Genomic DNA, 21,772 nt, shown 5'->3' on the forward strand with positions numbered 1-21,772 from the left:
CTTTCTTTTAAACCAACCAAACATTCTTCATAAAACTTTTGTTTTATATCGAATTATAAAGCACTTAAAAGGGCATGTTCACAATGGACATGCCCTATACTTAGTTTGAGCTCTTCCTTTTATTAGAAGAAGAGATAACGATTATCAACTACATTTGCCTTGAGGATAAGGTCTTGCATAAAGTTACTCAAGAACTGCATGTTCTGTTGTGCTGCTTGCTGCATTGCCATAGCCTCGTTGTACTTAGAACCAGCACGAAGAGCCTTCTTTACAACTTGGAAAACATATACACCTGCATTACCCTTTACAGGATTCTTAGAGAACTTGCCTGCAGCAGTTGCTGCGACTGCACCTGAGAGAGCAGGCTCTGCAGAACCTGTAGCCTGTACGAAGGCCGGAGCTGCGAAGGTTATTTGACTAACTGTGCTAACCTTAGCACCCTTAGCTTGAGCAGCTGCTATACTATTAACTCCCTTGAGTTTAGCCATCAACTTTTCAGCCTTCTTATCCTTGATTACTTCACGTTTAAGAATCTCCTTAACCTGTGGGTCATCCCAAGAACGATAGCCTTTTGGATGTATAGCAGAAAGAACTATAACCATCAAGTGATCATTGTCACCACATTCATAAAGTGGAGAAACATCGCCTTGCTTAGCATCGAATAGCCACTTAAGTGCATCGCGCGTGCCATGTACACCTGCTACATAATGTTCAGAAGTTGAGACATCGTTAAGAGATTGTACATGATAGCCATACTTACTAGCGTTCTTCTCAAGGTCGGCTGCAGTTGTACTCTTAGCAACAAATTCAGAGAACTTATTGTAAGCATCGCTACGTGTTGCCTTAGAGAAATCAATAAGCTTCTTGATAATAGCGGCTGTTGTCTTTGTCTTCATAGCCTTCTTATCAACAACTTGTAGGATAATATTGCCCTGTGTAAGTGCAACATTTTGGATTGCGTTTACTTCACCATTAAGGAGCGCCTCAATGTATGTACGATTATCTTCGCTCATGCTAGGAGCAGCCTCATACTGCTGACCAGTGAACCAAACCTTTTCTCCTGTCTGACCATAACGCTTTGCAATAGCAACGAAATCAGCGCCACCAGCTAATGCCTTCTGTATAGAATCAGCCTTTGCATGAGCCTCTTCAGGAGTATTAGCAGCAACTTGTATCTGACGGAACTGAACAGAATCAGGTAATTGAGCCTTAGACATCACACGAATAATATTCAATGTATTGTCTTGCTTATTCTCTGTTACACCTGTTGTTCCTACAGCAAGAGAATCAATCTTTGAAGCTATGTCAGGATACTGCTGATAAGCCTTGCTACTTACAGGTAAGCCAAGATAAGGAATCATAGAGCCACTCTTGCTAATAACCAATGAAGGGTCAGTAGCTGTAGCAAGCTGCTTTTGAAGCTCGTTCATTTCCTTAACAATCGCATTTCTATCAGAAGAACTAGCCTTAATCTGGTAATCAACGAACTTAATGTCGCGTGTTTCTGTATTCTGACGGAAAGCTGGTTTCAATTCCTCATACTTAGCTTTAAGATCTTCATCTGTAACCTTTACATCAGCATCTTTTATAGTACTATATGCCAAGGATGCAAGTTGAATATCACTTTCCTCATTATTATCCTTGAATGCCATCTTAGCTTCAGCCTTGTTTGAAAGAACACAGCTAGCTAACAAAGCTTGATACTTCTGACCGAGAAGTTGTGTACGGAGATTCTTCTCTACAAAAAGCCAGTAGTCATAAATCGTCTGCATCTGCTCAAGCTGTGGAGAGTTTGAAGCCTTTGCCTTATTATAACCATCAAGGAACTGTTGGAGTGCATTAATATCAAAACGACCAGTTTGCTGATTTACAAATGGGGTCTGTGCCAACATTGGGTTAGTACCATCGTTTAATACATTTGAAAGTTCCTGTTCTGTAACAGTCAATCCAACCTTCTTTGCATCAGCTTCTAATACACGATTATTAACCAATTGCTGCCAAACTTGATCCTTTACTTGATTAAGCTCATCCTCGGTAAGATTATCACGTTGCATAGTGAACTTAATTGCAGACTGATACTCATCAATCAACTTTTGATAATCCTGAACACTAATCTTCTCGCCCAGAATCTCACCAATCTGCTGTCGGCTTTCGCTCTTTATTTCATTGCAAGAGCGGAAAGCTGCTTCAGCTAAGAAAGCAAATAAGGCCAAACCGATAGCGGTTACCAGTATACCTCCTTTGCTTCTAATTTTTCCTAATGCTGCCATTTTTAGATTTATTATTTGATTTTAATTATTCCTTCTGTACAACAAATTGCCCACAAAAATACGAAGAAAAAGGCAATTATCATAATTTTTCATGCACAAACTTAGTCAGTTACATTGACTTTTAGCTTCACAAGTTCAATTTTAGTCATGGTACTCTTGATTATCTTAAATTCATATTGTCCAATGGTTATAATTTCATTGAGTTTAGGGAAACTTTGATAAACATGTAAGATGAGTCCACCTATAGTCATGTAGTCATCACTCTCGGGTAGCTCTAAGTCAAACATCTCATTAACCTTGTCTATCTCGAGACGAGCTGAAAGAACATATTCATTGTCAGAAGTTTGCTTAGCAACATACTTCAAGTTATCATGCTCATCCTCAATATCTCCAAATATCTCTTCAACAATATCTTCTAATGATACTATGCCACTAGTTCCACCGAATTCATCAACAACGACACCTAGACTCTTCTTCTGTTGAAGGAAGACTTGCATAAGTTTCTGTGCAGCCATTGTCTCTGGAACGAAAGGCATTCGGCGGATATGATCACGCCAATTCTTTGGTGCTCTAAACATCTCTGAAGAGTGGATGTAACCTTTGATATGATCAATGTCACCTTCATAAACTATAATCTTTGAATTACCACTTTCAATAAACATCTGCTGAAGTTCATCAAGCGAACAATTCTCTTCTATGGCATTAATCTCCGTACGCGGAACCATACAATCACGCACTTTGGTATCTTGAAAATCTAAAGCATTTTGAAAGATCTTCACTTCATCCTCAATATCATCTTCATTCTCTGCATTATCAATAGAACTTTGTACTAAGTAATCAAGATCAACTTTCGTAAACGTTCCATCATTTTCTTTTTCATCTATCTTTACTCCAAAAAGACGCAAAAGAACACGAGCAATAAAAGTTGTAAAACGACTAATAGGCCATAAAACGATAAAGAAGATGTATGCTAAAGGAGCAAAGAAAGTAAGTAATCGGTTAGGATTACTTTTAAATAGAGTCTTTGGCAGGAATTCCCCAGTAAATAAGACAATTAGTGTTGACAATATCGTATCAAGAACAACACGAGTAGCAGGCTCATACGGATGAAAGAGCGTTGCATCGAATAGCTGTGCGAAAAGTATACCATAAACAACTAGTACGATATTATTTCCAACAAGCATAGTAGATACGAAACCATTTGGATTATTGTAAAACACCGTTAGACATTTTTGTGCTAATCCATTCTTCTCTTTCTCCATCTCAACAAGGAGACGATTACTAGACACAAAAGCTATCTCCATTCCAGAAAAGAATGCAGATAAAACCATTGTGATTATAATTTCTATAATTAAACTTATATCCAATTTCTTCTATCGTCTTTTTATCACAGAACCCTTCAAACTATCAACATGACTGGTATTAATTGGCGTGTTACCAAGGTTAGAACCAGGAAACATTTTGTCATTTGAGAATATTCCCCACCCTTTCGTTTGGCGAATCTCATAATCAGTCATCTGTTCATCACTTCTAAACCAATTTCCTTCTAATTCTTTATCAGGAGTCTTGAGATGTGAATAAGTATGAGACCACATCTGATGATTACGTTCATCCCAATAAAGTTCATTACTATAAAAAGAAAGGCCTTGTGCAGTAAGTATTTTCACATGCCCATGCAATTCCCAACGGCGATCTTGATCATAATACACAGCTGTATCACACTGAATATAACCGACAACATGCTTCTTTAAATTAAATTGAGTAAGTAAGATTCCTTTATTAAAGGTCCACCTAGATGGTTTCTTATTCTCATTAACCTCCCATTGTTCTGTTACAATTCTATATTTGATAACACCTGAATCTGATATAAGCGTATTAACACCATACGTGGTCATGACCGGGACAGAATCACGATCACGTATAGCAGGAGCCATGTGTTCATGCTCTTCAGAACAAGATATCATGGCATAAACTGCTATAATGAATCCTAAACTTACAAATAAAACAGAGAGGTTGGAACGCATATATTACTCAACCTTAAACTTAGCAAACCAACGTTCATTGAACGTTAAACCAACATTGATTCGGAACATGTTCTCTTTTACAAAACCTGTTGCACTACGATTTACCCATTCGGCACTAATATTCAATATGCTACGATTGTTATAGGCATTAACAATAGGAATACCAACGCCAAGGCTTGCGGATAACTCGCGAGGTCCATCTACCCCATTTATCTTTAGGTATGGACTGGCATAACTAATACCTGCTCGATAATGCATACGGTCAAAGAATCCACGATAGCGTTCTCCTTTACAATAATCACCGCCAAGTGTTATTTTATGAAGGTCATTAAATTGTCCGCCAACAAGACTATAATTTGTAGTACTACCATTTATATCCAACTGAGGATATTTAATCTTAGCCCATTTCTGCAACTGATAATCAACACCAATCTTTAAACGATTATCGTGATTCCACATAAAACCGAGACCAAAAGTGTTAGGAAGTTCAAACGCATCTGCAAGAACATAGCTTGTCGTATCCGAAACACCAGTTTGTGAATTCTTTGAAACCACAGAACACTTTGAATCCGAATTCAACTTATGCCCTAAAGAATAAGTTAAACCTAAAGTCAATTCATTCTTCTTATCGAGCTTATGGCTATATTGCACACCAAAGTCAATCTTATAACTTTTAACTTGTGAAGCATACTCTTTAGATAACGTATTAACGTAAGTGTCACTATAAGTATTGATGACATTACGACTCAACGATCCCCAAAGATAAGAGGCATTTGCTCCAAATGCAAATCCTTTGAATGGTGACCACCCTGCACCTAAATACACTTGGTGTAACCCTCCATTACCACTATATATATTAGAGAAGGTGGCATTTGGAGATGATGGGTTATTAAAGGCATTAATATTCTTTGTATTGCTAAAGTTATAACCAATATTTGAATAAGGTAATATGCCAAAGCTAACACCCAAATGCTTGAAGGCACGGAAAGAAGCAGCGATATATTCTAGGTTAGCATTCTTTGCATTGACCTTATGACCATTCTCTTCATAATTAGTCAAATGGAGTCCTATTCCTGCATCAAAGATAAAAGAAAGAGAGTCAACAGATGCATAGGACGCAGGATTCATATAATTAACTTGATTACGCTCATGGAAACCATATGCCAATCCATTCATACCTCGATTAAAACCTGTAGCTTGTGACGCCAAAGTTCCTAATCCATATTGGCTATAAGGTGAATTAGTGCCACTTTGAGCAGAAGATTGTATAACCATCCCTGCCAATAGTGCTGCTACTATAATCTTTTTCATTCGTTTTCTTTTTCTGATTTGACGATAATATCTAAGAGATATATTGGCGCAAAGTTATTAAAAAAAATCTATATAGCGGAAAAACGATAAAGGATTTTGTTTTTTAATAAGCTTTCTTTGTGCTCTCATGCTTTTTTGTTATCTTTGCGGACAATAATGAAAAAGAGAGTGCTATATATTATAATAATGTGTCTTCTACCGATTATCCAGATAACAGTAGAAGCACAATCTGTGAGTCATAATACAGATAGCATTCAAATTTCTCTCTTGACATGTTCCCCCGGAAAAGAGATATGGGCTCAATATGGGCACACAGCTATACGATATAAGGACGAAAAAGCAGGGCAAGATATAGCCATTAATTATGGTCTTTTCTCATCTGATCAGCCTTTCTTCATACTTCGTTTTATCTTTGGCTTAACTGATTATCGTGTTGGTGCAGAGCCAATGGATATGTTTATTGCCCAATATAGTTATGAAGGGCGTGGAGTAATAGAACAAGTCCTTAATATATCTCCTAAGGATAAAGAACTTATTCGTAAAGCACTAGAGGAAAATCTAAAACCAGAGAATCAAGTATATCGTTACAATTTCTTTTATGATAATTGTACTACAAGAGCACGGAATATAATAGTCGACCATTTACATGGTAAAATCATATATCCAATTATTAAGAATCAAAACGAGACTTTCCGCTCATTAATTCACGAATGGAATAAGAATTATGAATGGTCGAAATTTGGAGAAGACTTATTACTTGGTATAAACGCAGACAAGAAAGTTTCACAGTCGGAACAACAGTTTCTACCAGATAACCTAAGACGTGACTTTGCAAAGGCAACATATAACGGGAAGCCTCTAGTAATTGAGACACATGAACTACTTGCACCTCAAACATCAGTTATTGAGTCTGAGTTCCCTTTATCTCCATTAGAAGTGGCTTGCATATTTGTCATTATATGCACCATTATGATGGTGATAAGTAATTACAAGAAAAAAATGTATTGGGTATGGGACACAATTCTAATGCTAGCAGCAGGGCTTCTCGGAATCATCTATTTTGTGATGGTATTCTCACAACACCCATGCGTAAGTCTCAATGCAATTATCTTCTTCTTTAACCCTCTTCCATTGTTCTTCCTCTACAAGACTATCAAGAAGACAAAACGGCAAGAATCAAATATATGGTGGAAGATATGGGGAGTGCTTATTATATTAGGTTTTATTGGTGCTTTCTTCCAACATATTCCTACAGCTATTCTAATTATGGCATTGTTCTTGCTTTTACACTGCATATTACACATAAGATTAGATAAATCAGTCAAAAAGATAAATAGAAATGAATAAATACATCACCGCTTTACTTGTTGTCCTTGCTTCAACAGGAGTAGAAGCACAGACCTATCAGTCTGCGCTTAGGATTGCATTGGGTGATGCTACAATAGAAGATTTATGTCATAAGCAGGCCTTTAAAGGTATAGAACAGGATATTCTCTCAATTCTTGATGCAATAAAACAGATAAAAGAGGAAGAAGAGATAGAGCCTGCACAAAGTCAAATTGCATTTATTTCGGAGTTATCTGATAAATACACACCAGTATTTACACTTTATTCTAATCATACACAACAATTATCATCTTTTCTCCCGAATCCCTCATTAAGATCCGGAATTAAGATTCGTGCACCCAGCTTTACCTCTTAATATGAAGTTTAAATAGAAATATCCATACATGCAATGAGAAAGATTCAGCATGGACAAAAGAGATTTTAAATAATAATATTCATCGTCCATAAATAAACAACAACACATAAACGGACGTATTAAAAAATAAGAAATGAATTTCAATAAGATATTAAAAGCACTTTTTGGAGATAAGTCAAGTCGTGATATGAAGCTTATTCAGCCTTTTGTAGATAAGGTTAAGGAAGCATATCCAGAGATTAAAGCTCTCAGTAATGATGAGCTACGTGCAAAAACAAAAGAAATACAGAAGTATGTTCAAGATGCAGGTAAAGAGCAACGTGATAAGATAGCTGAACTACGCGCAAAGATCGAAGAAACTCCTATTGATGAGCGTGAAGAAATCTTTAATCAAATTGATAAACTTGATAAAGAGGCTCTTGACAATTACGAGAAGGCACTTAATGAGGTTATGCCAGTTGCCTTCTCTATTGTAAAAGATACAGCTCGACGTTTCGCTGAAAATGAAGAGACTATTGTTACAGCTACGGACTTCGACCGAGAGCTAGCGGCAGACCCAGCTAAGGACTTCATCACTATAGATGGTGACAACGCTATTTACCACAACCATTGGACTGCTGGTGGTAACGATCTCAAGTGGGAGATGGTTCACTATGATGTACAGATCTTCGGTGGAGTTGTATTGCATCAGGGTAAGATTGCTGAGATGGCAACTGGTGAAGGTAAAACCCTTGTTGCGACCTTACCTGTTTTCCTCAATGCTTTGACTGGTAATGGCGTACATGTCGTAACCGTTAATGATTATCTTGCAAAGCGTGACTCTGAATGGATGGGACCTCTCTACATGTTCAACGGACTCTCTGTTGATTGTATTGATAAGCACCAACCTAACTCTCCAGCACGTCGTAAGGCTTATCAGGCAGATATTACTTTCGGAACCAATAATGAGTTCGGTTTCGACTATCTTCGTGACAATATGGCAGTATCTCCAGCCGATCTCGTACAACGCCAACATAACTATGCTATCGTCGATGAGGTCGACTCTGTGTTGATTGATGATGCTCGTACCCCTCTTATTATTAGTGGTCCTGTTCCAAAGGGGGATGATCAAATGTTTGAGGAGTATCAGCCATTAGTACAAAGTCTTTATGAGGTTCAACGTAAGCAAGCTACAGAACTTTTATCAGAAGCACGTCATAAGTTAGCGGAAGCACAGAAAACAAATGATAAGTCTACTGCACAAAAGCTACAAGAAGAAGGATTCCTTGCTTTGTATCGTTCCTTCAAGGCTCTACCAAAGAATAAGGCTCTCATCAAGTATTTGTCAGAAGATGGTATCAAGGCTGGTATGTTGAAGACCGAAGAGTATTACATGGCTAATAATAACCGTGAAATGCCTAAAGCTATTGAGCCTCTCTACTTCGTAACAGATGAGAAGATGAACTCTTGTGACCTTACTGATAAGGGTACAGCTTGGTTAGCTAATAAGGTAAATGATAATCAACTATTCGTATTGCCAGACATCACAACAGAGCTATCTGTACTTGAGAAGCAGAAGGATGACAAGTTAATTGATGAGCAAACATACATCGACCAGAAGGATGCCCTAATGGCACATTATGGTGTACAAAGCGAACGTGTACATACATTGCAACAGCTATTGAAGGCTTACACCATGTTTAACAAGGATGATGAGTATGTCGTTCTGAATGGTGAGGTTAAGATTGTTGATGAGCAGACTGGTCGTATCATGGAAGGTCGTCGTTGGAGCGATGGCTTGCATCAAGCTGTTGAGGCAAAGGAGCATGTAAAGGTGGAAGCCGCTACACAAACATTCGCAACCATCACATTACAGAACTACTTCCGTATGTATCACAAGTTAGCAGGTATGACGGGTACTGCTTCCACAGAGGCAGGTGAGTTCTGGGACATTTACAAGTTAGATGTTGTTGAAATTCCGACAAACCGCCCTATTCTTCGTAAGGATATGGAGGATCGCGTATATAAGACAGCACGTGAGAAGTATGCTGCAGTCATCGATGAGGTAGAGACAATGAGAAACCAAGGTCGTCCTTGTCTTGTTGGTACTACATCTGTCGAAATCAGTGAGTTACTAAGTAAGATGCTTACCATGCGTAAGATACCACATCAGGTATTGAATGCTAAACAGCATTTGAAAGAAGCTCAGATTGTTGCCGAGGCAGGACGTTCAGTAGATGGACTCGGTGCAGTAACTATCGCCACTAACATGGCTGGTCGTGGTACCGATATCAAGCTTACGAAGGAAGTAAAAGATGCAGGCGGTTTGGCAATTATTGGTACCGAGCGTCACGAAAGTCGTCGTGTAGACCGTCAGCTTCGTGGTCGTGCAGGTCGTCAAGGTGACCCAGGTTCATCAGTTTTCTATGTATCTCTTGAAGATAAGTTGATGCGTCTCTTTGGTTCTGAGCGTATTGCAAAGGTCATGGACAAGCTAGGCTTCGAAGATGGTGAGCGTATTGAGAGTTCTATGATTTCAAATAGTATTGAGCGCGCCCAGAAGAAGGTTGAAGAGAATAACTTTGGTATCCGTAAGCGTCTGTTGGAATACGATGATGTCATGAACAAGCAGCGTACAGTTATTTATGAGAAGCGTCGTCATGCTCTTATGGGTGAGCGTATCGGTATGGATATATCCAATATCATTTGGGACCGTTGCGTAAGTATCATCGAGCATAATGACTATGAGGGCTGCAAAGAAGAGTTCTTAAAGATTCTCACCATGGAATGTCCTTTCACCGAAGAGGAATTCACAGGTACAAATCAAGAGGAGCTTGCAGAGCGTAGTTTCCAACAAGCTATGGAAGCATTCAAACGCAAGACGGATCGCATCCAAAGCGTAGCATGGCCTATTATCAAGGACGTATATGAGAAACAAGGTGCAATGTATGAACGTATTATGGTTCCTATCACAGACGGAACACGCGTTTATAACATTCCTTGCGACTTGAAGGAAGCATACGAAAGCGAGGCAAAGTCGGTTGTAAAGCAGTTCGAGAAGGTAATTCTTCTCCATATCATCGATGATGATTGGAAGGAGAATCTCCGTCAGTTGGACGACTTACGTCACTCTGTACAGAATGCTTCTTACGAACAGAAAGATCCATTGCTCATCTTCAAGCTAGAGAGTGTGAAGTTGTGGGATAATATGATTGACGATATGAACAATCGTACAGCGAGTGTTCTCATGCGCGGTCAGATTCCAGAGATGCAACAAGCTGATGAAGTTCAGGAAGCAGCGCCAGAACAACACAGCCAGCGTTATAATGAGGAGAAGGTGGAACTTGATGATCCTAACCAGCGTGCTGCTGCACAACAGGATACACGCGAAGGAGCTCAAGAGATAAATCGCACTCCTTATCACGCAGAAAAGACTCCACGTCCTAACGATCCATGTCCATGTGGTAGTGGAAAGAAGTTTAAGAATTGCCATGGTCGCAATATCGATTAATAAACTCACAAAGAATTTCGGGGATAAGACAGTTGTGTCTATCCCCGAATTTTGTTTTCCAGCTAATGAGATTATAGGTTTGGTTGGAAATAATGGTGCAGGGAAAACCACGCTTTTTCGTTTGATCCTTAATCTACTGAAAGCCAATGGAGGTTCAGTAGATTTCCTTTTCGAGGAATGTCAAGAAGATTCACCAGCAGATGGACTTCCCCCCACTCCTTCAACAAAGTCGATTGCAAATTACGATGACGCATGGAAGAGCCATATAACAGCCTATTGGGATGAGGCTTTCCTCATAGAATATCTCACAGCCGAGGAGTTCTTTTCATTTATTCTTAAAGCGCATAACATTCAAACAATAGGATTGAAGGAAAGGCTTGAGGATTATAGGGAGTTTCTAAGCGACGAAATCCTTGGACAAACAAAATATATTCGTGAGCTATCGGCGGGTAACAAACAAAAGGTTGGAATTGTTGCGGCTTTACTCCCTAAGGCAAGTGCCGTAATTCTTGACGAACCTTTCAACTTCCTTGATCCCAGTAGTCAGAATCTTCTCAAAAAGTTGTTAGTCGATTACAAAAATAAGTATCATGCCTCTGTCATCATCTCTAGTCACAATCTTCAACACACAATAGATATCAGTGACAGAGTTGTCTTGATGGAACATGGGGAGATTATCAAAAACATCGATCCTATCACCCCTGAATCAACAAAGATTTTAAGTGAATATTTCAGATCCGCTCGGACGTAATTTTGAGTTTAAATATGTAAACTCGAAAAAACGTACCTCCATTTTACTAAAAACGTACCTCCGTTTTCGATAAAATGTACCTCCGTTTTTAGTAAAATGGAGGTACGTTTTTTGTAAATCCTATATATGATTGATTTTCAACGAATTATAAAGCTCCTAATTTTACATATAAATTGGCACCTTTAGGCACGTCAAAATGACTAGAATTTCCAGCGCATTTGCAGTTCTAAATCGGACTTTGTAGAACCATTAATCTGTTGCAAACCTGATGAAATCTTATCACGATCAAAGTAGCTGGTTGTAGAGGATTGGAGGATTAGGGCTAGATTAGGAGATAGTTCTGCCCGTGCAAAGAGAGCATAATGTAAACCTATCCCATAGAATGAAGGAAAGGAAAACGAATAAAGCGGTCGACGCTCATAGATATAGATGCGTGAAGAGAAATCATCAGTGTGGAAGTATCCGAGTAATGCTGTGAGTTGAAGCCGAGAGTTGGGTATCCACGTAACGTTCTCGCTCGCCATGTATCCAATACTATTATTGAGGTAATGGCATGCTGATATATCGAATTGTGTTTTACTAACCCACGTTTTTGCCTTATAGTTCAATGTTAATCGGCCACGCTGAGTAATCTCATTGATAAGTGCAGCCTTATTAAAATCGTCTTTCTCTCTCAACTTTAATTTATATCCTGCACATAAGGACCAAACTTTATGTATGTAGTATATATTTAGAACGTTATCCCAAGTACGACTAGCAGTATGCGATCCAAAACGAGGATGAGAAAAATAAGAATAATCAGTATAGACAATGAGTGAAAGTCCATGTTTTACTTCCCAATTAGTTCCTAAGAGCAATCCACTTTCATTCTGAATCTTCCCTCCTTCGGCAAAACTACGTGCGAACAATCCCGTATAATCATAACGATAGTAACGTTGCATGGCTAATAATGATAAGTTCGACTTCACTTGAACAGAAATGTTATTGATTGTAGCCAATGTCCCTCCATTGCTGGTTGCAGTCTCACCTGCCAAACTCCAACGCTTACGCATATAGCTATAGTTTATACCAACATTCCAAAAGTCATTGCCCGATGGCGCATAACGACGATAATACAGGTTCGTGTTAGGATTAAGAGCTTTATCAAAGTGAGTGAAGAGTGCGGTCAATCCAAGAGCCCAACCACCACATCGCCAATTAAGATTACCTCCCGTTGTGAATTGGGAAGCGTTATCTTTCCGTTCCATCTCCTTCGCTGTGCGGTGATAGCCAGTGTTTAGAATCGTCTTTATATCTCCGTTACTTGTTAATGTTGCGTCAATCGTCCGATACGAGAGGAATGTGGTTAGATCCAAGTTGTGAGCAAGTTCGATGGTTGCTGCTGCTCCCTGCAAATAGTTTATCGAAGAGCGGGAAGAATATACCCGAATCCCATTATTCTGTCTGCCCAACGTTGACAAAGCGGCATATTTACCAAAGCTCAAATTATTATTGATGACTAGTCCTTGTCCGAAACTTAGTTTGTATCTTCCCAGAACCAAGTCCTTTATCTTTCCCAGTTTACGAAGTTGGATATAAAAACTATAGTGGTCATATCCAAACTTATTCTTATTGGAGAAGAAGGGTTCGCCCGCATCTTGTGCCCCTATCAAACCTATTTGAAAGTAATCATTGTAATGGAAATTATACCTAAAAGAGTGTTTATACGGATAGCCGAGATAGCCATTTATATCGCCTTTCCGCTGATAGAAAGGGGCTTTGAAAGTAAAGAGTAACGTGTGATGCCCTTTGCTCAGGATTTCTTTCAGACTGGGAAATGGTTTATTATCACTTACTGGCGACAGATAAACAAAGTAAGAGAGTAATTGTCTTCGCTGGAAGTCTAAGGACTCTATCATGGATAGCTCGCCTAACGTTCGCATCCCATGGTATTGATATACATACGCTTGGATATCTTCTATTTGTTGGGCATTCAAGAAAGGAATACGCTCTAAGTCTTCACGTGTCGCAGTATTGAGGTCTAATGGGTGTTCCAACAATTCGGACAATATTGCAAAGATTTCCTCTTTATCTGACTCATTGATATCACTCTCTGCATAAAACTGTTCAAAACATTCCTCCCATGTCATGTTTTGCTGTGCAATGATAGGGATGGTGGAGCATAATATCAAACAAAAGAGTATTAGCCGCTTCATAGACGTAAGGTTTTAAATGAGTGTGATTAGGTAAAAGGTGGCTCAATCCTAACAGGATAAAGATTGTAGAGAAAAGGCAGAAAAAGACTTCTACTTTAAGAAGTAATATGCGGTATAACTACCTTTCTTATAAGGTTTATCTGGTGTGAGTCCTTTTTTACGAAGTGCGTAAAGTTCGTAAGCCTCCTTATAATATTGAGGACGGAGACTATCTACTGGGTAATATTGCGGTAGGTAACGCACAAACTCTTGAAGGTTACGATCAAGGAGGAAGCCTATTAGCTGGTAGTTAGCAGAAGTGTGGGTTACCTTTTGCAGAATACTATCGGGCTGGAGCCATGAATGAACTTTGCCAGGACGTAAGACCCTCCCCTCTCCAACTAAGGGATAGTAGAATAGACTATCAGCTAAGTGTCCTCTACGTGCAACCGCATACACTGTCAACATCGAAGTAACGGAATCGGTATGTGGCATAGTCTTCACGACTTGTAATGCGCCAGCATAATCTCTCTTATCTATCAAAGCCTCTACCTTTGCACGCTGGTGATAATATTTATCGGTATTGCTGAAGAGTCCTGTGAGCAAGAAGAACGAAAGGAAGATAGCTAAACTCATCCATGTTAATTGAGAGAATATGCCAAAACTACGTAACTCTGGTTCATAAGGCTCAAATCGCTTTGTCATTATTACGATAATCGCATAAAGGATAAGCAATAATGGAGCTATCCACAACCAACTGCCCAAAGTAACCCCAGTAGCGGTTGGTCTAATATCCGATACTATTGTCAAAAGAAGGAAAGAGGGAAAGTAGGTTAAAGCATAGCCACGCTTAGAGAGTTTCGTCCAGGAACTGATACCTATTTGCAATAACTTTAAGGTAATCGTTATCAGTACTGCACCCAACAAAGGATTATAGAACGTTTGTCCCCCTGACGCTAAGTACTGTACAATCGTCATCACATCTGCTTGAAAGAAATAGAGATAGCAGAATGAGAATAAACAAAACAAAACAGCACATACTATGCGTATAAACCTACTTTCCATCATCTACTTACTTCTTTTTCAATACCACTGCACTGCGAGCAGGAATATATAACTTGAGCCATCCCTTATGTTGATCGGTATAAAGAGGGTCAGGGTTGGTGAAATGCTCTACAGAGTCATCAGCAAAGCCATTGCCTCCAAACTCTTTCGCATCTGAATTTAACTCTACAACATAAGAACCGTCTGGTACTAAGAACCCATAATCAGCATAAGAACGAGTTGGTGAGAAGTTGAATACAAACAATAGTTCTCCCCTACTGAAAGCTAATATTTGATCTCCGTCGTTATGCCATATCTCTTGTAAAGGTGTTGTATTAAATTTCTTCTCGCTCTTTATAACCTCTAACATCTTACGATCGAAGTCACCAAGATAATGATAACAAAGTTCTTTATTATCCACGAGATTCCACTGTCTACGAGCATACTTATAACTCCAACCATTGCCCTCACGTGGGAAATCAATCCATTCTGGATGACCAAACTCATTACCCATGAAGTTGAGATAGCCACCATTCATAGCGGCAATAGTTGCCAAACGAATCATCTTGTGCAATGCAATACCACGATGAGCCATTTCATTCTCATCTCCCTTACGGAAATGCCAATACATATCAGCATCTATCAAACGGAAGATAATCGTTTTATCTCCAACAAGTGCTTGATCATGAGATTCACAATAGGAAATGGTTTTCTCATCCGCACGTCGGTTCTTTATCTCCCAATAGATAGATGATGGTTTCCAAGCCTCGTCAGGCAATTCTTTAATGGTCTTAATCCAATAGTCAGGGATATTCATTGCCATACGATAATCAAAACCATAGCCACCATCCTTAAACTTCGCAGCTAATCCAGGCATACCAGATACTTCTTCTGCAATCGTGATAGCATGCTTGTTTACTTCGTGAATAAGACAATTAGCAAGCGTCAGATAACAAATGGCATTATCATCCTGATGTCCATTGAAGTAATCACCATAGTCACAGAAAGCTTCGCCCAAACCATGACTATAATAAAGCATGGAAGTTACACCATCAAAGCGGAAGCCGTCAAAGTGATACTCGTCTAACCAATACTTACAATTAGACAATAAGAAATGAAGTACATCATCCTTACCATAATCAAAGCATAAAGAATCCCAAGCTGGATGTTCGTGTCGATCACCTGGATAGAAGTATTGGTTAGGATCACCAGCAAGGTTCCCTAGTCCTTCCACCTCATTCTTTACAGCGTGCGAATGGACTATATCCATAATAACCGCTATCCCATTGCGATGTGCTTCATCAATAAGTGCTTTCAGCTCTTCGGGAGTACCAAAGCGCGAACTAGCCGCAAAGAAAGAACTAACATGATAACCAAAGCTACCATAATAAGGATGTTCTTGGATTGCCATAATCTGAATAGCATTATAACCATCCTTTATAATACGTGGCAGAACATTCTCACGGAATTCTGTATATGAACCAACCTTCTCTGCATCTTGTGACATTCCAATATGACACTCGTAAATCAGTAGAGGATCGGTGCTAGGTTTAAAGTTCTTCTTCTTCCAAACGTATGGTTCTTCAACATTCCATACCTGTGCAGAGAATATCTTTGTATTCTCATCTTGTACAACACGCTGTGCCCAAGCTGGAATGCGCTCTCCTTCTCCACCATTCCAATGAACTCGCATCTTATAGTATTGTCCATGCTCCATTGCATGAACAGGAAGACGCAACTCCCAGTTACCTGTGCCTTCAATACGCTTACATTTGTAAGAGGGTAACTCCTTCCAACCATTGAAATCGCCGACAAGATAGATATCTGTAGCGTTAGGTGCCCACTCCCTAAAGACCCAGCCTTCATCGGTAAGATGTAGACCATAATAGTTATATCCATTGGCAAAATCAGAAAGGGTCATCTTCCCGTCTTGCGTCAGTTGCTTGATTTTCCAAAGCGCATGCTCATGCCGCCCACGTATAATATCTTCATACGGAGACAAATATGAGTCATTCTTAACAAGCCCAATATGAGCCGGTGCGCTCTTACTCTTCTTTACAACATCTTTAGGTGCACTCTTAGTTATACTCTTCTTTGTAACCATGGTAAATGTATTTTGTTCGTTATTATATCTTTAAGTTAAGCTAGTTGACGTGACGTTTTCCATTTTCATAAAATCCGATGGCAGTAATCTTACCATTCTTGTCTCGCTCTATGAACTTTCCGTCACGTTGGTTGTCCTTATAGTTGCCTTCAAAGCGTACGCCATTAGCAGTTTCTTCAATAGCACTACCATTTCGTTTACCATTATGATAGTTTCCCTTGAACTTGCTTCCGTCAACATAGTGAATGATAACAAGCCCTTCAACTTCACCATTCTTGAACTGCCCTTCATAGACGTCCTTATTCTTCTTAGTCAACTTTCCTTGCCCATTCTGCAAATCCTTTTCCCAATAACCTGTATATATATCCCCATTATGCCAGGACATCGTACCAAAACCAGACTTCAATCCATTCAAGAAATGACCTGTGTATTGATCTCCATTCTTATATTGGAAAATACCTTGCCCTGTGCGCTGACCATCTACATATTCGCCTTCATAAACCTCGCCATCCTTGAACTTGTAGATACCCTTACCATTCTGAAGGTCGTTCTTCCATTCGCCATCGTATTTATCACCATCCGAATAGATATAAACGCCCTTGCCTTCTTTCATGTTATTAACCCAGTTACCCGTAAACGAAGAATGATCCGTCCACTTAAAACAACCGTCTCCGTTCTTCATATCATTTGCCCACATACCATCGTATGAGGCTCCATTTGCGAAGATATACTTACCAGCTCCACTGCGTTTATCATGTTCCCAATTACCAATATACTTGTCTCCATTGTAATAAAACATGGTGCCTTGACCTTGTTGATAATCTTTATACCACAAGCCTTCATATCGGTTTCCATTCGAAAAATAAAAGGTTCCCATTCCATGTTGCTGATTCTGGAACCATTGTCCAACATACTTCTCACCATCAGCAAAGATATAAGTACCATCCCCATGGCGCAAACCTTTCATATACTCGCCTTCATAGACATCCTTATTCTTGTAGACCGTCTTACCTTTACCATTAGGCTTCCCTCGGAACATCTGCCCATGGTAATTCCCCCCATCACTGGTAACACACGACCCTATCTCTATCTTCTGCGCAAAGACTGAAAGAGAAGTTAGAAGTAATAGTAATATAATAAGATATCTATTTCTCACGCCAATCAGTTTTAAAGTAATTGTACAGGCTTAAACACCCGACGTTTGCAAAGATAAAGAATTTCAATGAAAGTCACAAATTAATAAATCCTTTTTAAAGCTGTATCTTCAAACTTTTAAGCAAGGGCGTGAATCAACATCAGTATTAAAGATCAATGGGCAAAGGCAAAACTAATACTTAAAGTTACCAAAGCATAATACTTTTATTTTATACAAAAGCCCCACCCCGTTAGGCGCCCCCTCTCTGTAGGAGAGGGGCTGGGGGTGAGGCCGTACCACGAGAGCGAGAGAACCAAATTAATACACTAGTTTTGAAAGACATTAATTTCACAATTAATATAATCGATTGTCTTATTACAGAACGATTGATACCCTGAATCAATCTAAAAATGCCCCCGTGGTAAAAGCCTCCCCAAGCCCCTCCGAAGGAGGGGATGTCCATAACCCTACTTACATGCTTTCATTCGTTTCAAACTATATCCAACAAAGACATCCCCTCCTTTGGAGGGGCTTGGGGAGGCTTTCTTGGGTGGGGCTTTTACCCTGCCTGCGGTCCTGTGTGGTCTTCACTCCCCTCTCCATTCGGAGAGGGGACGGGGGTGAGGCTTTCTTTCTTCTTCACCGACTCATAAGAGTTCGTACCCAACTCTCGCTTCAATTCCGTTCCCGGCGTGAAGACTACACGAGGCTTAATTGTCTCAGTCTTAAAGGCTTTTTCAGTTTCTGCACCTTTGCTCGACAGCGTAACACGCATCGAACCAAAATTACCTAACTGAATGCTGAAACCATCACGGAGATAATGTGGCAGACAATCAATGAAGTTATACAGCACGTTCGACACATCACCACGTGTCAAGGACGAACGCCCCGCAATGTCACGTGCAATGTCGTCGAGCGACTTATGCCCAAGGTTAACAGGGTTAGCATAAAACTTCACTTCCTCCCGCTTCTGCGGATTTTTCTTTGGTACTAAACGAATTTTCATGATTCTTTCGACTTTAAATTATTAATACTATTGTTGTTTATCATAGCGTAGGGCAGCACGCCTCTGCAGCTTTCTTCGTGCATCTTCATGCTGCCCCATTCTATTTTCTTGGTTTGTTTCCTCCCTTTCATCGTCTCTTCTTCCTCCTTTCAGCACCCTCTTTCCGCTGGATACGTATTCCCTTGCTGCGCAATGCGTATCTACGTGCTGTTAGATACGGTGAGCGCTGCTGCTGAATGCGGTGAGCGCTGCCGTTAGATACGCATCTAACGGCTGCGCAATGCGTATCTACAAGTAGCTAAATACGCATCCGCCAGCACGTAGATACGGTGAGCGCAGCAACGGAATACGCATTCAGCGGACCCCCTGTCCGTTAGGCACTCCCTCCCCCTTCGGGGAGGATCGGGGTGGGGCTTCTTAGAGGGCGACACCTGTAAAGGGGCAATCGCGAGAACTACTGAAGCGCCCCCGCCCTGAACCCGAAGCCGCGGTAGTCGCTGTACGCGCTGACGCCACCACTGCCGAAGCTCAGGCCGTACGCGCTGTCACTGTCCCATGGGTTAGCACTTGACGACCAATAGTAGCCTATGCCGCCAACGTTGTACAGCTGACCATACCTGTAGTAACCCAAGGCGGGCAGGTAGAAATATTTGTTTGCATCGGATGCAGAAGGAAGGCCAGAGTTGTTGATACTACTGCTGGGGTTGCTGTACTGCTTCCATGTTGTACGTAAGTCAGTAGAACCATCAGCGGATTTCTCTGTATCGTAATGATTCTCTGCCAGTAGTACAGACTTCTTCTTAAACCACATGCCGCCTTTATATAAATGACCCATAGTAGTCCATAATTCATCTCCATCCCAACGTGGATCACCGTACATACAGTACCAAGACATCTCGTTAATGTTAGGGAGGTCTTTACATGAAGTGTGGGTAGCAGGATTACTTACGCCATAACCTGGGTAATACCCGTTATACCAACGATTGTTAGTATCGCTGCTGTTCTGGGGATAGTCGTTACTGCTACCACCATTAATCTTTGGCTGGCTGCTACTATGACCAGCCCAGTATTGATTCTGTGCATCCCACATATAGTAATGGGTGCCGTCGTAATCATGTGGGTCAAGATTAGCAGTTATATCCTGAATTGAACCAGCTGTACAGTTTAGCGTAATGATCTTTGATACTGTTCCCTCTATCGGTCCAGCAGGGTTATCTGTTGTATTGCGAAGCCAATAGCGAACACGGAAAGTATGTGTGCCTGGAGCTACGACTGCGTAGGCTGCATTCTTGCTCATATCATCAGCAGAATTATCGATTGCAAAGCCTGAACCAGTTGTTACGGTGATTGTCTTTGAGCCGCCTGAAGCGAGGGTGAGAGCCCCATTGGCAGCAATATTGTAAGTACCAGCAATATCGTCGTCGCTCATAATCTCAACCTTAATCAACTTACTGCGATTTACGTATGGGTTACTTGAGCGAGGAATGAAACAGAGATAAGCAGCTTTGTGATTAAGGGTGAATTTATAATTACTGCCTGCTTTGTTACCTGTTGCGATACCGAAATCACCCGATTCCCCTGCATGGTCAAAGTTATTTGGTGCAGATTGTGTTTGTGTAGTCTTTATCTCTACTTGTGGTTGTGTCCCCGAAACAGCCTTGTTTGTGTAGAGAATATCGTGTGTAGCACCAGTATAAGTACCCGAAAGAGCAAACACTCCTTGTGCCTTATTAGTAGCAACAGGGAATGTTACAGCTCCACTCTGTTGCCAGTGTCCTCCATCGTCCTTTACCCATATCTTGTCTGTGCTGCTCCAATTTACAGAAGCATCCGAACCCTTTGTATGATTAAGAATTGCGGTACGTGTTGTGGCTTCCGTTTGAGAAGTGCCTGTAAAGACAGTTGCGCCAGCAGGAGTGTTATCTTTCTTTTGCTTTTCATTCTGTGCAACATCGTCATTCGCACAGCTAGCAGCAAACAATAATGCTGCAAAGCCATAACATAGACTTCGCATTGCTGAACCGATAGTTGTTCTCTTCATAAACTTATTCATTTTAGTTTTCCTTTCTTATAATCTTTAGTCCTTTTCTGTATTGTCCCAAGAAAAGCCTTCCTGGTCTTCGTCTTCTTCTTCGTTAAAGAAGTTACGCTTTGCATCGCCCGTTACCGTTCCTGACTGAATCTTTCCAGCATTACCACTGGCATTGCCTAACAGGGCTTCTGTCTCCGTGCAAATAATGTTGCATTGAGGCTTTTGATAAATCTTTCTTTCAGTTGCTATCATTTTGTTTTTAATTTAAAGGACACAGAGTTAATGTATCCATTGTTTTTATTGATTAAAAATAGTTGTTATTTCGTGCTTAATTTTTCTATATTTCGGTTTAGGTACGGACACAAAAAAAGAACAAAGGAAACTCCTAGAAGTCCTTTGTTTACAGGGTTTGCGGTACGCTTCGCGCGCGTACGAGAGAAGAAAAAATGTGTAATTTACGCCTGCTCTACTAGAGAGAGAGAGAGAGAGAGAGAGAGTATACAAATATTTGGAACTACCAAATAATTCGCTATCTTTTTCTCGTTTTTAGATGTTAAAGAATCCAACGCAACAACACGGCTTACACCTTTATTATATAAGGCGCAAACGTTAGCTTGATTGAAATTCGTTGTTTGTAACATCATTATTAATTGGGTTAATTCTCACTCAACGGGCGCAAAGGTAAGAAGAAATATTGGAATAATGCAAGAATGAGGGAATTAAATATGA

General features: G+C 40.2%; 16 protein-coding genes. 4 read left to right on the forward strand and 12 right to left on the reverse strand.

From position 1 onward, the window contains the following. Positions 1-122 precede the first annotated feature (122 nt). From O3603_RS08950 to O3603_RS08965, 4 genes are all read right to left on the reverse strand, one after another. A complete protein-coding gene (locus O3603_RS08950) occupies positions 123-2,270 on the reverse strand; it encodes a peptidylprolyl isomerase (protein ID WP_371522307.1) in 2,148 nt (715 codons plus the stop codon). 101 nt (positions 2,271-2,371) lie between these two features. After that, positions 2,372-3,637, reverse strand: a complete 1,266-nt coding sequence (locus O3603_RS08955; protein ID WP_371522309.1) for a hemolysin family protein — start codon at positions 3,635-3,637, stop codon at positions 2,372-2,374. Between the two features lie 6 nt (positions 3,638-3,643). Further along, on the reverse strand, positions 3,644-4,234 hold the full coding sequence (locus O3603_RS08960) for an LPS export ABC transporter periplasmic protein LptC (RefSeq protein WP_371522311.1): 591 nt from the start codon (positions 4,232-4,234) through the stop codon (positions 3,644-3,646). Positions 4,235-4,297: 63 nt separating this feature from the next. After that, positions 4,298-5,605, reverse strand: a complete 1,308-nt coding sequence (locus O3603_RS08965; RefSeq protein ID WP_371522313.1) for a hypothetical protein — start codon at positions 5,603-5,605, stop codon at positions 4,298-4,300. A gap of 156 nt (positions 5,606-5,761) precedes the next feature. On the opposite strand from O3603_RS08965, the gene O3603_RS08970 reads away from it, so the two are divergent. The 4 genes from O3603_RS08970 (at position 5,762) to O3603_RS08985 (ending at position 11,548) form a co-directional block, all read left to right on the forward strand. Further along, a complete protein-coding gene (locus O3603_RS08970) occupies positions 5,762-6,952 on the forward strand; it encodes a DUF4105 domain-containing protein (RefSeq protein WP_371522315.1) in 1,191 nt (396 codons plus the stop codon). Then, positions 6,945-7,307, forward strand: a complete 363-nt coding sequence (locus tag O3603_RS08975) for a hypothetical protein (RefSeq protein WP_009435101.1) — start codon at positions 6,945-6,947, stop codon at positions 7,305-7,307. The genes O3603_RS08970 and O3603_RS08975 overlap by 8 nt, the downstream gene beginning before the upstream one ends. Positions 7,308-7,440: 133 nt before the next feature. Beyond that, positions 7,441-10,797: a preprotein translocase subunit SecA gene (gene secA, locus O3603_RS08980; RefSeq protein WP_371522317.1), complete on the forward strand. Its 3,357-nt coding sequence runs from the start codon at positions 7,441-7,443 to the stop codon at positions 10,795-10,797. After that, entirely contained in the window at positions 10,778-11,548 is a 771-nt protein-coding gene (locus O3603_RS08985; RefSeq protein ID WP_371522319.1) for an ATP-binding cassette domain-containing protein, read from the forward strand. The genes secA and O3603_RS08985 overlap by 20 nt, the downstream gene beginning before the upstream one ends. 200 nt (positions 11,549-11,748) lie before the next feature. Here O3603_RS08985 and O3603_RS08990 read toward each other — a convergent pair whose 3' ends face one another. The 8 genes from O3603_RS08990 to O3603_RS09025 all read right to left on the reverse strand — a co-directional run bounded on the left by O3603_RS08990 (position 11,749) and on the right by O3603_RS09025 (position 21,687). Continuing rightward, positions 11,749-13,743: a helix-hairpin-helix domain-containing protein gene (locus tag O3603_RS08990; protein WP_371522321.1), complete on the reverse strand. Its 1,995-nt coding sequence runs from the start codon at positions 13,741-13,743 to the stop codon at positions 11,749-11,751. Between the two features lie 90 nt (positions 13,744-13,833). Then, complete coding sequence (locus O3603_RS08995; RefSeq protein ID WP_371522323.1) at positions 13,834-14,790, reverse strand: hypothetical protein; 957 nt, start codon at positions 14,788-14,790, stop codon at positions 13,834-13,836. 4 nt (positions 14,791-14,794) lie between these two features. Continuing rightward, positions 14,795-16,870 carry an alpha amylase C-terminal domain-containing protein gene (locus tag O3603_RS09000; RefSeq protein WP_371522325.1) on the reverse strand — a complete coding sequence of 692 codons (2,076 nt, stop codon included), beginning with the start codon at positions 16,868-16,870 and terminating at the stop codon, positions 14,795-14,797. 40 nt (positions 16,871-16,910) lie between these two features. Then, entirely contained in the window at positions 16,911-18,026 is a 1,116-nt protein-coding gene (locus O3603_RS09005) for a phosphatidylinositol-4-phosphate 5-kinase (protein WP_371522327.1), read from the reverse strand. A 538-nt stretch (positions 18,027-18,564) separates the two neighbouring features. After that, a complete protein-coding gene (locus O3603_RS09010) occupies positions 18,565-19,011 on the reverse strand; it encodes an HU family DNA-binding protein (protein ID WP_371522329.1) in 447 nt (148 codons plus the stop codon). A gap of 454 nt (positions 19,012-19,465) precedes the next feature. Next, positions 19,466-21,064, reverse strand: coding sequence for a hypothetical protein (locus tag O3603_RS09015; RefSeq protein ID WP_371522330.1), 1,599 nt, complete (start codon positions 21,062-21,064; stop codon positions 19,466-19,468). Positions 21,065-21,088: 24 nt separating this feature from the next. Continuing rightward, the gene (locus O3603_RS09020) at positions 21,089-21,295 is read right to left on the reverse strand and encodes a hypothetical protein (protein WP_314517017.1); all 207 of its coding nucleotides are present in this window, start codon (positions 21,293-21,295) and stop codon (positions 21,089-21,091) included. Positions 21,296-21,498: 203 nt separating this feature from the next. Further along, the gene (locus O3603_RS09025) at positions 21,499-21,687 is read right to left on the reverse strand and encodes a hypothetical protein (protein WP_371522332.1); all 189 of its coding nucleotides are present in this window, start codon (positions 21,685-21,687) and stop codon (positions 21,499-21,501) included. Positions 21,688-21,772: the final 85 nt, after the last annotated feature.

Origin of the sequence: Prevotella sp. 20925_1_30 (assembly GCF_041433025.1) — a bacterium.
Lineage (GTDB): Bacteria > Bacteroidota > Bacteroidia > Bacteroidales > Bacteroidaceae > Prevotella > Prevotella vespertina.